Consider the following 14,171-nt stretch of genomic DNA (forward strand, 5'->3'; position numbering starts at 1 on the left):
CCCTAAAGTGTTGCACTTGATAGTATAATTCACCCGACCACAGAAAAAAGGCTCCGCTTAAGCGGAGCCTTTTTCTTAATTGTTTTTGAGAGGCGTGGAGAAATAGATGCTTTGTGACGGATAAGCAAGCTGCGCGCCGCGCTGTTCCAAAATCCCCATGATTTGGAGATTGATTTCTTCTTTGGCTGCGCGGTAGTCCTTGATGGCAGTGCATTTGGTGTAATAAATGACGGTGATGTCAATGGAGCTGGGGGCGAAATCCAAAAGGCGAACCTGTACGGTATCTTCATTGACCGCAGGGTTTTCTTTCAGCAGCGTCCGGATGTCCTCCATGACAACGGTCAGAACCTCTTTGGGAGTGGAATACAAAAGCCCCAGCTTAAACTGGCACAGGCGCATGTTCATCCGCGTCCAGTTTGTGATCGGGGTACTGGTCAGCTTGCTGTTGGGGACAATCGTGAGAGCACCATCCAGCGTGCGGATTTTGGTGGAACGAAGCGTAATATCCTCGACGCTTCCCTCCACATCCGGTGTGGAGATCCAATCGCCAATTTCCATGGGCTGTTCTGCCACGATCACAAGACCGCCGAAAAAGTTACCCGCCAGATCCTGGCCGGCCAGAGCAAAGGTCAGACCACCGAGTCCAAGTCCGGCCAGAACGCCATTGATGTCGTACCCGATCGCACCCAGAACCATGGTGGCGGAAATGAGAACCACTACGGCCTGGCACAGGCGCGTAATAAAATTCACCAGTGCTTTCCCGGTCCCAAAATCAAACTTCATGCCAAAACCGTGAATAAACCGGGGCACGACCTGACAGCTGGAAAAGAATCCCCAGGTCAGAAGCAGAATCGACCCCACCGTGCAAAGTTTTTTCAGAAGCTCCGGAATGGCGCCGCTTTTCAAAAGCTCAAAGGGAAGAAGCGTCAGGCAGAAATAAACCCCGAGCAGAAGAATCAGAAAAAAGATCGGCTTTTGGAAGGAACGCTGGATCAGTTCAATGTTGGGGCGGCTCAGTTTTTGGGAAAGGCGAATGAAAAAGGGGAATGCCAGAAACCGTACCGCGAAAGCCCCCGCAGTGAACAAAAACAGAATTCCGCCTGCGAAAAGGAAATCGCGCAGTTCAAGTTCAATCGTATTATCCATTGAAAATACCTCTTGTCCGTTTTTTTCAGTATACCACAAAAAGCCCTTCGCACCAAGCGGAGAAAGCTTGCATTTTCAAAGAACTGTGTTATACTGAATACATAGTCTGTTTCAGGGCGGGGTGAAATTCCCCACCGGCGGTACAGCCCGCGACCGTTTCCCAGTGCGGAAACGCTGATTCGGTGAAATTCCGAAGCCGACGGTGAAACTTTCGGGTGAAAAGCCCGGGGTGCAGTCCGGATGAAAGAAACAACGGTGCAAGTGCATGGTTTCGCCCTTTCGCAGTTCGCGAAAGGGCGTTTTTTGTACAGGCGCCTACGTGCTCCCCGAAACGGGCCTCAAAAAATTTTTTGGAGGTTCGTATAATGTCCACAACAATTTCCAGCAACACACGCAAACTTGTCACACAGGCGCTGCTTGCGGCTGTAGCCATCGTTTTGGTGGCGTTCGTCCATTTTCCCCTGATTCCTGCGGCTCCTTTTTTGGAGTATGACCCGGCGGACATTCCCATTTTCATCGGCGCCTTTTTGTTTGGTCCGTGGGCCGGCCTGGGCCTTACGGTGGTAACGGCCATCATTCAGGGGTTGACGGTCAGCGCCAGCAGCGGTCCTATCGGAATCGTAATGCACATTTTGGCAACAGGTACTTTTGTGGTACTGGCGGGAAGCATTTATCAGCGCCACAGGACCCGCAAAGGTGCTGTGGTGGCGCTGGTATTGGGTTCTTTGGCCATGACGGCAGTCATGTGCCTGTGCAATTTGGTCTTTACGCCGCTGTTTATGGGCTCTACCGTGGGCGCTGTGGTGCAGATGCTGCTGCCGGCTATTATTCCGTTCAATCTGGCCAAAGCGGGTATCAACAGCCTGGTCACTTATGTGGTCTATAAAGCGGTGAGCCGTGTGGTGTTTCAAGAAAAGTCTTGACAAAGGCGGCTTGGCCGATTATACTGTCTTGTGCAATTGAATATTTTCTTATCAAGAGCGACGGAGGGAACAGGCCCTGTGAAGTCCGACAACCTGCCTTTGGGTAAGGTGCCAAATCCTGCGGGTAACACCGAAAGATAAGCTGTCAGAGCCCGGTGTTTGCCGGGCTCTTCTTTTTCGGCGCTCTTTACAAACAGAAAGGAACACAAGAATGTCTCAGAAAAAACTTTTTACGTCTGAATCCGTTACAGAAGGCCATCCCGATAAAATCTGCGATCAGATTTCCGATGCGATTCTGGATGCGATCCTCGCTGAGGACCCCGCCGGCCGTGTGGCCTGCGAGACCGCTGCGTCCACCGGAATGGTGCATATCATGGGCGAGATCACGACCAACTGTTACGTGGACTTTCAGAAAATTGTTCGCGACGTGGTGCGCGATATCGGCTATACCCGCGCAAAATACGGATTTGACGCGGACACATGCGCGGTCATTGCCAACGTGGACGAGCAGTCTCCGGATATTGCCATGGGCGTGAATCCCGGCGGTGCAGGCGACCAGGGGATGATGTTCGGCTATGCCTGCACCGAGACGCCCGAACTGATGCCGCTGCCGATTTCGCTGGCCCACAAGCTGGCGCGCCGGCTGACCCAGGTCCGCAAGGACGGCACGCTGGATTATCTGCGTCCGGACGGCAAGAGCCAGGTGACAGTGGAGTATGACGGCGAGACGCCGATTCATATTGATACGGTGGTCATTTCCAGCCAGCACGCGCCGGAAGTGGAGATGGAGCAGCTGCGCGAAGATATCAAGCGCGAGGTCATTCTGCCGATCCTTCCGCCGGAACTGGTGGACGCGGAAACCAAGTTTTTCATCAACCCTACCGGACGCTTTGTTGTGGGTGGCCCGCAGGGTGATACCGGCCTGACCGGCCGCAAAATAATCGTGGATACATACGGCGGGATGGGCCGCCATGGCGGCGGCGCCTTCTCCGGCAAAGATCCCACAAAGGTGGACCGCTCGGCCGCATATGCGGCCCGTTGGGTGGCCAAAAACATTGTGGCGGCAGGCTTTGCCAGTCGGTGTGAGGTGCAGCTGGCTTACGCCATTGGCGTAGCGGAGCCGGTCAGCATCCGTGTGGATACGTTTGGAACCGGAACGGTGGACGAAACAGCCATTGAGCAGGCGGTAGAAAAGGTGTTTGACCTTCGCCCGGCTGCCATCATTGAACAGCTGGATTTGCGCCGTCCCATTTATCGCAATCTGGCGGCCTATGGTCACATGGGACGCGAAGATCTGGGCGTAAAGTGGGAAAATACCGACCGGGTGGATGCATTGAAAGCTGCAGTACGCCAATAAATAAAAGAAAGGCGGTCTCGTGAGAGACTGCCTTTTTCTTTTCCTCAGGCAAGGTTTGTGGTATACTACTTGTGATTTGAAACGGAAAGGGGCCGCTTTATGCGTTACGATATCGTTCTGGTCAGCTACAACAGCGAGCGTTGGATCCCGGGGTGTATGGAGGCTTTGCGGAGCGTGGACTATGACCTGGCGCAGCTTCACGTGCTGGTGGCGGACAATGGCTCGCAGGACGGCACGTTGCCGCTGCTGCAGGCCGAGCAGGAAAAAGGCGGTTTTGGCGGCTTTACGGTGCTGCAAAACGGCGGCAATCTGGGGTTTGGCGCTGCGTGCAATCGGGGGGCGAACAAAGGCGGGGCTCCTTTTGTATTCTTCTTGAATGTGGATACGCGGGTGGATGCCGGTGTGTTTCGCGCACTGGATGAGGCGGCGCAGCAGCATCCGGAGGCGGGCGGTTTTGAGTGCCGCCAGATCCCCTGCGAAACGGGGCATCACATCGATCCGGTCTCTTTGGAGACCCCCTGGGCCAGCGGCGCGGTTTTTTGCGTGCGCCGCACTGCGCTGGAGCAGGTCCGCGGGTTTGATGAACATATTTTTATGTATTGTGAAGATGTGGATCTTTCCTGGCGTTTGCGCGCCTCCGGCTGGCGTTTGTTTTATGTGCCACGGGCAAAGGTGACGCATTATTGTTATGAGAACGGCGGCCCGAAACTTTCGGAATATGCGGGAAGTTTTTATGGCAATTTGCTGTTGCGCTATAAGTACGGCAGCGTGCGGGATATTTGGAACGGGCATAAAATGTATCTGAATGCGCTGATGCATCCCGTGCATTTTGACGGCGTTCGCAGAGTCTTCCTGAAAAATTATCTTCGCCATTTTCTTCGCCTGTGGCCGTTCTGGTTTTGGCGTTTTCAAAATCGAGATGCATTTGCGGCAAAGATGGCACGGTTCGACGGCGGCTTTTCGCCGGACCGGGGCTTGCACGTTCTGGACCCGTGGCCGGGTGATGAAAAGCCCCTGGTGTCCGTGATCGTGCGTACCTGCGCCCGACCGGAGGTTCTGCGGGGCGCGCTTTGCTCTCTTCGCAATCAAACCTGGGAATCGCTGGAGATCGTAGTGGCGGAAGACGGCGAACCGGTTTCCCGCGAAATGCTGGAACAGGAGTTTTCCGATTTGAACATTGTCTATTGCAATGACGGAAAACGGCATGGCCGCGCTGCAAACGGCAACCGGGGCGCAGCCATGGCCAGGGGAGAGTATTTGAATTTCCTGGATGATGACGATTATTTTTATCCGGACCACATTGAGCTGCTGATGACGGAACTTGCCCGGCATCCGCAGGCCGATATGGTATTGGGCAGTTCCATGGCGCTGTTCGGTACATTGGAGCAGGCGGAGACGCGCCTGCAGAATATGACATTCGATCATATCACGCTGTTCCGTATGTGCCAGATGAACTGTATCCCCATCCAAACGGTGCTGTTCCGCAAAAAGCTGTTTGAACAATACGGCGGATTGGAAGAATCTTTGGATGCGCACGAGGACTGGTCCATGTGGCTTCGTTATTGGCCACATGCGAAGCGGATTCATGAACAGGGGCCGGACATCCGGCGTGCCACCAGCATTTTTGTACAGCCGGCTACATCGGACGGCCAGCAGGCGCGCATGGACAAATACCGGCAGAGCAACCGTGCGTTTTTTGAGAACGAAGAGCTGCGGTTCGACGTAACGCTGAAGCAGATGCGGGACTTTTATGATGAGATGATTGCGGACATGCGCTGTCTGGAAGCTCGGGGCGAACTGCACGATTATCTGGAAAAACAGGCAAATCGGGACCGGTGAGATCGCGTTTGCACACATTCCGCCGCTTTTTCATATGGTGGGGTAAACCATAAAAAGGTGGTGCGGAAAATGCGAAGCGGGCTTTTTCTGATTGTTGTGACGATGTTCGCGGCACTGGGAGTTTATTATTTGCTGGAATTGGCCGCCAGCGCGCTGTTTCGGAGAGGGAAACTGAAAAACGCGGTGGTGCTGCTGGCAGTGGGTTCCACCGAAGAGATGTGGAACAATGTTTTGCATGTGCGGGCACGCCTGCCGGAAAGCGGCGTGATCGTATTATGCGAAAAGGAACTGGATGTGGCGCGTCTGGAGCCGGGCCTGAAGGGAGTGGTGTTTGCCTCTCCCGATACAGTGGGAGATGCCGTATGCAGCCAGCTGGCGGTTTTCCCGACAAAGCGCACAGACTGACGCCGGAGAGGAGAACCAAGGTTGGAGCAGGAGCTGGAAACGCTGACCGGCACAGTGGAAAATATTGTTTACCGAAGTGAGGAAACAGGATACACTGTGCTGGAATTTGCCAGCGACGGAATTTTGTTTACGGCAGTGGGCGAAATGGAAGATGTAGCCGAAGGGGAAGAAGTGGTCCTTCATGGGCGCTTTGTAACGCATCCCAGTTTTGGCGAGCAGCTGCGGGTGGAGGCCTATGAGGTCAGCCTTCCGGAGACGGCGGCGGCCATTCGGCGCTACCTGGCCAGTGGCGTGCTGCCCTACATCGGCAAGGCAATGGCAGGCCGCATTGTGGATCTGTTTGGCGAGGATACACTGGAAGTGATCGCCAGCCAGCCCATGAGCCTGACTGCGGTGAAGGGAATCAGCGAAGAGAAGGCAAGAGCGATTTCCAATGAATTTAAACGCCTGTATGGCGTGCGGGAGGCCATCAACTGCCTGGCCAAGTACAACCTTTCCACTGCCACGGTCGTGGCGATGTACCGCCACTACGGGCCGGACACCGTGGATGTGATCGCGCGGGACCCGTATGTGCTGTGCGCCTATCCCGCTTATCAGGATTTCTCCGTGGCAGATGCCATTGCGCAGAATATGAGTTTTGAATACAATTCGCAGGAGCGGGTCCGCGCCGGGTTGCAGTACGTCCTTCGGCACAATTTGCAGAACGGTCATGCATGCCTTCCGGATGACAAGCTGTGTGCGGCGGTTTCTTCCTTTTTGCGTGTGGAGCCGGAGACGGTCACCTCTGTGCTGGAAAATATGATGGAATACGGCGATCTCAGCTGTGTTGAGACCGAAAAAATGCGTGCGGTGTACCTTCCGGATTATCTGCGGGCCGAACGGAACATCGCGGCGCATCTCCGTATGCTGATGAGCTTGTCCGCACCCGGTGAAGAGCAGGGAGACAAGCTGATCGACCGTATTGAACAGCTTCAGGGGATTCGCTATGCGCCTCTTCAGAGGGAGGCGATTTCGGCGGCGCTGCGCAGCAATGCGCTGGTGCTCACCGGCGGTCCCGGTACAGGTAAAACCACTGCGGTCAATGCCATGCTGGCCGCTTTTGAACAATGCGGAGACCGGGTCGCGCTGGCTGCTCCAACGGGCCGTGCGGCGAAACGACTTTCGGAACTGACCGGCCGCAAGGCAAAAACCATTCACCGTTTGCTGGAGGTGGATCGGTCAGGCGGGGAAATCGTCCGGTTTATTCACAATGAGAAGAACTTGCTCAAGTGCGACGTGGTTGTGATCGATGAGATGAGCATGGTGGATGACATGCTGTTTGAAAGTCTCCTTTTGGCACTCAAACCGGCGTGCAAGATCATTATGGTGGGAGACGAAGACCAGCTCCCCAGTGTGGGGGCCGGCAATGTGTTGGGAAACATCATTGCCTCCGGCATTGTGCCGACCGTGCGCCTTACGGAAATTTTTCGTCAGGCTGCGGAGAGCATGATCGTTTCCAATGCGCATCGCATTGTGACAGGGCAACCGCCTCAAAAGGGCGGCTTGGACAGCGACTTTTTCATGCTGGAATCCGACGGCGAGGCCTGCGCGGATCTGGTCTGTGATCTGGTTTGCCGCCGGTTGCCTCAGAGCTATGGGTTCGATCCCTTTGAGGATATTCAGGTGCTTTGCCCAAGCAAAATCGGACCGCTTGGGACTGTTGCACTGAATGCCGCGCTTCAGCAGCGCCTGAACCCGCCGGGACCCGGACGGCCGCAGATTCAGGTGCGGGATAAGATCCTGCGCGTGGGCGACAAAGTCATGCAGATTAAGAACAATTATGACATTCCCTATACGAGACCTGACGGCGGTGAGGACGGAGCAGGGGCGTTCAACGGGGATATGGGCGTCATTGAGTCGGTGGATGTGCGCGGCGGCAGTGTCACGGTGCGCAGCGAGGAACGGCGCATCGTCTACACTTCGGAGTATCTGCGGGAACTGGAGCCGGCCTATGCTGTCACCATCCACAAAAGCCAGGGCAGCGAATTCCCCGCGGTCATCGTTCCGGTGATGGATGTCCCGCCCAAGCTGTGCTATCGCAATCTTTTATACACCGGTGTCACGCGGGCAAAAAGCCTTTGCATTCTGGCAGGGCACAGTCGTGAGGTGGTGCAGATGGTGCACAGCGTACGGCGCAATAAGCGCTTCTCCTGCCTTGCGGAACTGCTGCAGAGGGATGATTTATGAAAGAATTTTGTAAACGGCTTTTTCTTCCGCCGCACTGTCCGTACTGCAACGCTGTCTTGGGGTTTGAGCCGGAATGCGAACGCTGCCGGACTGCTCTTCCGCGGCTTGTGTGCGGGCCGGAGCCGATCGCGTGCCGAAAGGGATTGTTTCTCAAGGAAGTTCATGCGGTCTACGATTATGAACCGCCGATTCAGAATGCAGTCTGGCGCTTGAAATTTAACGATGAGCCGGATCTTGCGGAGATATTTGGCGGCGAGATGGCCTGCTTGTTCCGAAAGTGTGAGCTGCGGGCTGATGCATTGGTCCCGGTGCCGTCTTCGCGAAGGAAACAAAAGGCCAGAGGATACTCGGCGCCGATGCTGCTGGCTCAGCAGATGGGAAGAGAACTGGGAATCCCGGTTCTTTTGGTGCTGGAAAAGGTTTTGGAGACGCCGGATCAGCACGGCCTGACCCGGCGGGAGAGAAGGGTGAATCTGCTTGGGGCGTTCGACGTGACGGATGCGCAAGCGGTGCGTAATAAACGGATTCTTTTGGTGGACGATGTGTTTACCACAGGTTCCACACTGGACGAGTGCGCCAAAATGCTTCTTGCGGCAGGGGCGGAACAGTGCGACGCCTTGTGCTTTGCGCGGACAAAAGATAAAGAGCCTGGAAAGACATAAAAAGGAGGGCATCGCCCTCCTTCTTTTTATTGACTCAACTGTGTTCCGGGATAATAATGCGCCAGAATCTCTTCGAAGGTTTTTCCGCTGAGCGCCATGGCGTTGGCGCCGTATTGGCTCATCCCCACGCCGTGCCCGTAACCGTGTGTTGTGATGGAAAACACTTTGTCTTCCGTATATGTGATGGTAAATGCTGCGCTGCGAAGTGAAAGAGCGGTACGAACATCGCTGCCTTTGCAGATTACAGGGCCGATGTGTACTTTCTGCACATAACCCGCGTCGGAAAGCTCCAGCTGGGTAAACCAGCCCGAGGGATCTCCGGAAAGGTCCAGACCGGCAAAACTGGACAGAAGACATTCGGACACTTCCTGTGCGGTCATGGTGATGGTTTGTTCATAGTCGGAACTTTGCAGGTCCAGCGAAGAATCTACGCTTACCAGATACGGAAGGGCTGTGCCCCACACCGCTTCGCTGGATTCGGTCACGCCATTGCTGATGGCGTGGTAGCAAGCCAGCGCAGGTTGTCCGTCGTATAAAAGAACCCGGTCCAGTACCGGCGTGACCACACTTTCCAGGCGCGCTTTGTTTTCCTCATAGTCATCGCCCCACAATCGCTGCATGACTTCGTCGGTCACAAATCCTACGCGGCGGACGGGGTCTGCCTTAAAGTACGCGCCTTTCAGTGTTGGGTCAGACCCGTCGCACTGGGCTTTGACCGCCAGCGCATAGCTGTGCGCAGCAACCGCTTGCGCACGCAAAGCCTCATCCGAGTATGTCATCGGCATTTCTGCAGCTACAGCGCCCAGCACATAGTCCCGCATGGACACAGTCATTACGGTGTCGGTGTCTTCATCCAGAATCAGAAGAGGATCTTCGCTTTCGGCTGTGGAAGTGGCGCTGGAAGTGCTTGGCGCAGGAGAGCTGGCGGAATCGGAAGAGCCTGACGGATGGGGAATCAGCAAGGTCACCATGGGCAGCAGATAAACCAGCAGAGCGAACAAAAGGATCAGGGGCAAAGTTTTTTTCATTTCAGTTCCTCCATTTTGTCTCCTTTGCAGCGGCTTCCCTTGTTTTTTAAGCCTGTATCCTGTAAAATAATTCATATGCGGTCCATTGCGGGACTGCACATAGAGGGAAGTAAGTGACTGGAAAGGAGAATCCGAATGTCTGTCAACCAAAATCTTGAGAAGACAGGCTCTGCTGCATATCTATGCGAGGAGTATCTCAAAAATAACTTCATCGATCCGGCAACCTGTGAACGGTTGGGAGTAAAACGCGGTCTGCGCAATCCGAACGGCACCGGTGTGCTGGCGGGCCTGACCAATGTGTGCGATGTCGTGGGATACGACCTCGTGGATGGAAAGCCTGTGCCGGCACCGGGCAAGCTGATTTATCGCGGAATCGACGTGGCGAACATTGTGGAAGCGGCCTACAAGGAGGACCGGTTCGTTTTCGAAGAGGTGATCTGGCTGCTTTTGTTCGGCAGTCTGCCCAATGCTGAGGACTTGGCACGCTTTCGGAAGATTCTGGAAGAAAACCGTGCGCTGCCTGATAACTTTGCCGAGGACATGATCATGAAAGCGCCTTCGCCAAACATTATGAATAAAATGGCGCGCAGCGTTTTGGCGCTGTATTCTTATGATGATGCGCCCGAGGACATGTCTCTGGCCAATATTCTGGCACAGAGCATCGGGCTGATCGCCAGCCTGCCGACCATTATGGTAAATGCATATCAAATCAAACGGCGTGTCTATGACCGGCAAAGCATGTATCTCCATCTGCCGGTGCCGGGCCAAAGCACAGCGGAGCATATTTTGGCCACGTATCGTGCGGACCAGAAATTCACAAAAGAAGAAGCAAAGCTTCTGGATTTGTGCCTGGTTCTTCATGCGGATCACGGCGGCGGCAACAACTCTACTTTCGCGTGCCGGGTGCTGTCTTCTTCCGGCACGGATACGTATTCCGCCATTGCGGCGGCCATTGGAAGCCTGAAAGGTCCCAAGCACGGCGGTGCGAACCACAAAGTCATGCAAATGCTGGACTATATGAAACAGGATATCCGGGATTATTACGATGACGAGGAAGTAAGCGAGTATCTGCGCAAGCTGCTTGCCAAGGAGGCGGGCGACCGGTCCGGCCTGATTTACGGCATGGGCCATGCGGTTTATACCCAAAGCGATCCCCGTGCAGTGATTCTCCGCAGCCATGCGGTGGAACTGGCACATGAAAAAGGATTTGACGATGAGTTCCACCTCTTGTGTGCGGTGGAGCGTTTGGGTCCGGCGATCATTGAAGAAGTAAAGGGCAAAGCGGCTTGTGCCAATGTGGACCTTTTCTCCGGTCTTATTTACCGCATGCTGGGCATCAGCGACGATTTGTTCACGCCGCTGTTCGCAATCAGCCGTATTCCGGGCTGGTGTGCACACCGGGTAGAAGAAGTGGTGTTTGCCAACCGGATCATTCGCCCGGCTTATAAATATCTGGGCAAAGAACAGAAGTACATTCCGTTAGAGGCGCGCTGATGAAAAAATTTTTATCCGTTTTCACATTGCTTTTGAGCATGGCGCTGGGAGCACTGTATTTGTACAGCCTTTTGCGCTGGACGGATGCGTCCACGGGGTTTGCCACACAGGGGAGCACAAGCCTGCGGTATTTTGCCATGCTTGTGCCGGTATTGTTTGCGCTGCTGACCGGCTGGTGTGTGGACTCCAAAAAGTATTTTCAGGATTTCGGGCGAAAATCCGGCCTGGTGCTGCTTCCGGTATCCGTTGCCAGTGAAATTTATGGCTTTATGACCATTCTGTTGGTCTTCTTCGGAGAAGAAACACCCTTGAGCAGCCATCATATGACCGCGACCCTGGCGCTTTTGGGTGATTGTGCAGAGCTTTTGCGGGCGGTTTTGTTCATTCTGTTCGGCGTATGGGGCCTGATGCTTTTCTTTGAAAAATATCTGGGAACTCCCGGCAGCAGTATGCTTTATCTGGGAGTGGCCGGAAGCGCGGCGTTTTTTGTGCACACGGTGCTGCGTTTTCTGGTCCAGCCGGCCAGTTTGTATCGCATTCCGCCGGCAGTGGAAATCCTGGCGGCACTGGCGGCGCTTCTTTTTGTAACATCTTACCTGCGGGCCCATTATCTGCCCGGGCGGCAGGGAGGTACCCGCAGCGTGTGCCGCAACGGTTTGCTGGCCTTTTTCTTCTGCACTTGCCTTGCTTTTCCACAGGCGATCTGGCAGGCAGCCAGCGGCGTGAGTTCCCCGGTGACGGTTCCGCTGGCAGCGGCTCTCGGATTGACGGGCCTCTGGGGTGCGGCAATTTCCATGGGGACCATCTGGGATAACTGAATACAAAAAGAGCGCTCCGGCATGCCGGAGCGCTCTTTTTTATCCTTTGTTGCGAATGAGAAGGTTTTTTCCGCCATTCTCCAGAGGTTCGTATTTGGTCTCGAATTCCTTGGTGTAATCCACCAGCTTATGAAGTTTTGAAAAACCGTAGTTGCGGGAGTCGAAATCGGCATACAGCCTTCCCAGCATGACCCCTACCTGCGAGAGCGGCATATAACCGTCTTCATCTGAATCGAAATCGATGATTTCACGGATTTTTTCTACAATCATGTCCAAAGGCACGAAAGCGGCCGCAAGCTCCTCGTCATGATGCGGTTCACTGGGCGCTGCGGGAACTTCCGTCTCTTTTTCTCTGGGGGGCTCCGCATCCTTTTTGCGTGTGGTGCGCGCGGCTTTCTTGGAGGCGGTTTTGGCGGGCGTTTTCTTTTCGGCCTCCTGTTTGATGTCGGTCTCAGACTTTTTCATCCCCATCAAAACATCCAGATATTTGAACGTATCACAGGCGGCCTTGAAGGCGGTCGGCGTTTTGCTTTCGCCCATGCCGATGACAAACATGCGGCTTTCTCTCAACCGGGCAGCCAGCCGGGTGAAGTCTGAGTCGGAACTGACCAGGCAGAACCCATCCACGTTTTTTCCGTAAAGAATGTCCATGGCGTCAATGATCATGGCGGAGTCTGACGCGTTTTTTCCCTGTGTATAGCTGAACTGCTGTATCGGTGTCAGATTGTGTTCCAGCAAAACCTTTTTCCAGCTGGCCATATCGGGGGTAGTCCAGTCGCCGTAAATCCGTTTGTAGGCAGGAGTGCCGTACATGCTCACTTCGTCGATGATGGTTTTGATATACTTGGGAGAAACGTTTTCCGCATCGATTAAAAGCGCGATTACTTTTCCGTTTTCCATAATTCCTCTTTTCTTCTGCTTATGCAAAAACAATAATAGATTCATTATACAGGATAAATGAGAAAATGTACAATGTCCGCTTGAACTTTGGAAAAATGCGCCCTATAATAGTAGAAATGTCATCATGTCGGCAAAGTTTTGTCGAACAGCAAAAGAGGGATTGGAGTTTATGACCGCATTTCTTGTCAAACATTTTATCCGCGATCCGGACAATACGCAGGATGTGGCTGTGCGCACTGCATTTGGAAATCTGGCCGGTGCAGTGGGGATTGTATGCAATGTATTTTTGTGTCTGGCAAAGCTTGTGGTGGGAACGGTGTTTGGAAGCATCTCCATTACGGCAGATGCCGTAAATAACCTGTCGGACGCATCGTCCAGCATCATTACGCTGCTTGGTTTTAAGCTTTCCAGCCGACCGGCAGACGAGGAGCATCCTTATGGCCATGCGCGTATTGAATATCTGGCGGGCCTGTGCGTTTCCGTGATGATTCTTGTAATCGGTGTGGAGCTGGCGCGAAGCAGTCTGGACAAAATTCTGCATCCCACGCCGGTTGTGTTCAGCTGGTTAACCGTATTTGTTCTGGTGCTGTCCATTTGCGTGAAACTGTGGATGGCGATGTTCAATCGCACAATTGGACGTAAAATCGGTTCATCCACATTGGAAGCAACTGCGGCGGACAGCCGCAATGACGTCATCAGCACCAGTGCGGTTCTGGTGGCGGCGCTCATCTCTCATTTTACCAGTTTGTCTTTGGACGGATGGATGGGCCTGGCCGTGGCGGTTTTCATTTTTGTGAGTGGCCTTGGTGTTCTGCGTGACACACTGAATCCGCTTTTGGGTGAGGCTCCCAGTCAGGAAATGACGGAATACATTGCCCGCAAGGTGTTGAGCTATGAGGGGGTCTTGGGCACGCATGACCTGATGGTCCATGACTACGGCCCCGGCCGCTGCTTTGCCAGTGTCCATGTGGAAATGGATGCAAAGGAAGATGTGATGAAGAGCCATGACATCATCGACAACATCGAACGGGATTTTCATGAGCAGGATAACATCCATCTGGTGATTCATTACGATCCCATTGTCACAGGAGATGAAGCGGTGGGGTCCATGCGCAGTTGGATTCAGGAAAAAGTGAAAACAATTTCGCCCGAACTTTCCATCCATGATTTTCGAATGGTGCAGGGGATCAGCCATACCAATTTGATTTTTGATGTGGTGGTGCCTCACAACTTTGAACTTTCGGATCAGGTTCTGCGGGAAAAAATCCAGAAACTTGTCTCAGGTGAAAAAACGCGCTATTATACCGTTGTAACAGTTGACCACAGTTATGCGCCGTTCCACACGGATGGCGCCGGAATTTGACGAGGGGGAA

12 protein-coding genes and 2 riboswitches are annotated in these 14,171 nt (G+C 53.9%); of the genes, 9 read left to right on the plus strand and 3 right to left on the minus strand.

The genetic code is table 11. The features are described from left to right. Positions 1-75: 75 nt before the first annotated feature. Positions 76-1,146, minus strand: coding sequence for a mechanosensitive ion channel family protein (locus ACKTS9_RS17015; RefSeq protein ID WP_349214129.1), 1,071 nt, complete (start codon positions 1,144-1,146; stop codon positions 76-78). Positions 1,147-1,249: 103 nt separating this feature from the next. Next, positions 1,250-1,402: riboswitch (FMN riboswitch) on the plus strand. A gap of 109 nt (positions 1,403-1,511) precedes the next feature. Here ACKTS9_RS17015 and ACKTS9_RS17020 point away from each other — a divergent pair. From ACKTS9_RS17020 to ACKTS9_RS17045, 6 genes are all read left to right on the plus strand, one after another. Then, positions 1,512-2,069, plus strand: a complete 558-nt coding sequence (locus tag ACKTS9_RS17020; protein WP_349214131.1) for an ECF transporter S component — start codon at positions 1,512-1,514, stop codon at positions 2,067-2,069. A 45-nt stretch (positions 2,070-2,114) separates the two neighbouring features. After that, positions 2,115-2,213, plus strand: a riboswitch (SAM riboswitch). A gap of 67 nt (positions 2,214-2,280) precedes the next feature. Further along, a complete protein-coding gene (gene metK / locus ACKTS9_RS17025) occupies positions 2,281-3,426 on the plus strand; it encodes a methionine adenosyltransferase (protein WP_349214133.1) in 1,146 nt (381 codons plus the stop codon). A 99-nt stretch (positions 3,427-3,525) separates the two neighbouring features. After that, the gene (locus ACKTS9_RS17030) at positions 3,526-5,265 is read left to right on the plus strand and encodes a glycosyltransferase family 2 protein (RefSeq protein WP_349214135.1); all 1,740 of its coding nucleotides are present in this window, start codon (positions 3,526-3,528) and stop codon (positions 5,263-5,265) included. A gap of 69 nt (positions 5,266-5,334) precedes the next feature. Next, positions 5,335-5,670 carry a hypothetical protein gene (locus ACKTS9_RS17035; RefSeq protein WP_349214137.1) on the plus strand — a complete coding sequence of 112 codons (336 nt, stop codon included), beginning with the start codon at positions 5,335-5,337 and terminating at the stop codon, positions 5,668-5,670. Between the two features lie 21 nt (positions 5,671-5,691). Further along, positions 5,692-7,896: an ATP-dependent RecD-like DNA helicase gene (locus tag ACKTS9_RS17040; protein WP_349214138.1), complete on the plus strand. Its 2,205-nt coding sequence runs from the start codon at positions 5,692-5,694 to the stop codon at positions 7,894-7,896. Further along, positions 7,893-8,558 carry a ComF family protein gene (locus tag ACKTS9_RS17045; protein WP_349214140.1) on the plus strand — a complete coding sequence of 222 codons (666 nt, stop codon included), beginning with the start codon at positions 7,893-7,895 and terminating at the stop codon, positions 8,556-8,558. The genes ACKTS9_RS17040 and ACKTS9_RS17045 overlap by 4 nt, the downstream gene beginning before the upstream one ends. Positions 8,559-8,584: 26 nt before the next feature. Here ACKTS9_RS17045 and spoIID read toward each other — a convergent pair whose 3' ends face one another. After that, a complete protein-coding gene (gene spoIID / locus ACKTS9_RS17050; RefSeq protein ID WP_349214141.1) occupies positions 8,585-9,586 on the minus strand; it encodes a stage II sporulation protein D in 1,002 nt (333 codons plus the stop codon). Positions 9,587-9,721: 135 nt separating this feature from the next. Between spoIID and ACKTS9_RS17055 the strand changes: the two genes are divergently transcribed. Together ACKTS9_RS17055 and ACKTS9_RS17060 are read left to right on the plus strand one after the other, a co-directional pair. Beyond that, positions 9,722-11,080, plus strand: coding sequence for a citrate synthase (locus ACKTS9_RS17055; protein ID WP_349214142.1), 1,359 nt, complete (start codon positions 9,722-9,724; stop codon positions 11,078-11,080). Beyond that, entirely contained in the window at positions 11,080-11,898 is an 819-nt protein-coding gene (locus tag ACKTS9_RS17060) for a hypothetical protein (RefSeq protein ID WP_407881879.1), read from the plus strand. The genes ACKTS9_RS17055 and ACKTS9_RS17060 overlap by 1 nt, the downstream gene beginning before the upstream one ends. A gap of 39 nt (positions 11,899-11,937) precedes the next feature. On the opposite strand, the gene ACKTS9_RS17065 is transcribed toward ACKTS9_RS17060, so the two are convergent. Continuing rightward, a complete protein-coding gene (locus tag ACKTS9_RS17065) occupies positions 11,938-12,798 on the minus strand; it encodes an NYN domain-containing protein (RefSeq protein ID WP_349214145.1) in 861 nt (286 codons plus the stop codon). A gap of 169 nt (positions 12,799-12,967) precedes the next feature. On the opposite strand from ACKTS9_RS17065, the gene ACKTS9_RS17070 reads away from it, so the two are divergent. Then, complete coding sequence (locus ACKTS9_RS17070) at positions 12,968-14,161, plus strand: cation diffusion facilitator family transporter (RefSeq protein WP_407881880.1); 1,194 nt, start codon at positions 12,968-12,970, stop codon at positions 14,159-14,161. The last annotated feature ends 10 nt before the right edge of the window (positions 14,162-14,171 follow it).

The sequence above is a fragment of the Owariibacterium komagatae genome (assembly GCF_045865535.1).
Taxonomy (GTDB): Bacteria; Bacillota; Clostridia; order Oscillospirales; family Ruminococcaceae; genus Ruthenibacterium; species Ruthenibacterium komagatae.

Excerpts from the sequence above, each read along its gene's own strand:
- ACKTS9_RS17065 (WP_349214145.1), bottom strand. The coding sequence starts at position 12,798 with ATGGAAAACGGAAAAGTAATCGCGCTTTTAATCGATGCGGAAAACGTT.
- metK (WP_349214133.1), top strand. The coding sequence starts at position 2,281 with ATGTCTCAGAAAAAACTTTTTACGTCTGAATCCGTTACAGAAGGCCAT.
- ACKTS9_RS17060 (WP_407881879.1), top strand. The coding sequence starts at position 11,080 with ATGAAAAAATTTTTATCCGTTTTCACATTGCTTTTGAGCATGGCGCTG.
- spoIID (WP_349214141.1), bottom strand. The coding sequence starts at position 9,586 with ATGAAAAAAACTTTGCCCCTGATCCTTTTGTTCGCTCTGCTGGTTTAT.
- ACKTS9_RS17070 (WP_407881880.1), top strand. The coding sequence starts at position 12,968 with ATGACCGCATTTCTTGTCAAACATTTTATCCGCGATCCGGACAATACG.
- ACKTS9_RS17035 (WP_349214137.1), top strand. The coding sequence starts at position 5,335 with ATGCGAAGCGGGCTTTTTCTGATTGTTGTGACGATGTTCGCGGCACTG.
- ACKTS9_RS17015 (WP_349214129.1), bottom strand. The coding sequence starts at position 1,146 with ATGGATAATACGATTGAACTTGAACTGCGCGATTTCCTTTTCGCAGGC.
- ACKTS9_RS17020 (WP_349214131.1), top strand. The coding sequence starts at position 1,512 with ATGTCCACAACAATTTCCAGCAACACACGCAAACTTGTCACACAGGCG.
- ACKTS9_RS17030 (WP_349214135.1), top strand. The coding sequence starts at position 3,526 with ATGCGTTACGATATCGTTCTGGTCAGCTACAACAGCGAGCGTTGGATC.
- ACKTS9_RS17055 (WP_349214142.1), top strand. The coding sequence starts at position 9,722 with ATGTCTGTCAACCAAAATCTTGAGAAGACAGGCTCTGCTGCATATCTA.
- ACKTS9_RS17045 (WP_349214140.1), top strand. The coding sequence starts at position 7,893 with ATGAAAGAATTTTGTAAACGGCTTTTTCTTCCGCCGCACTGTCCGTAC.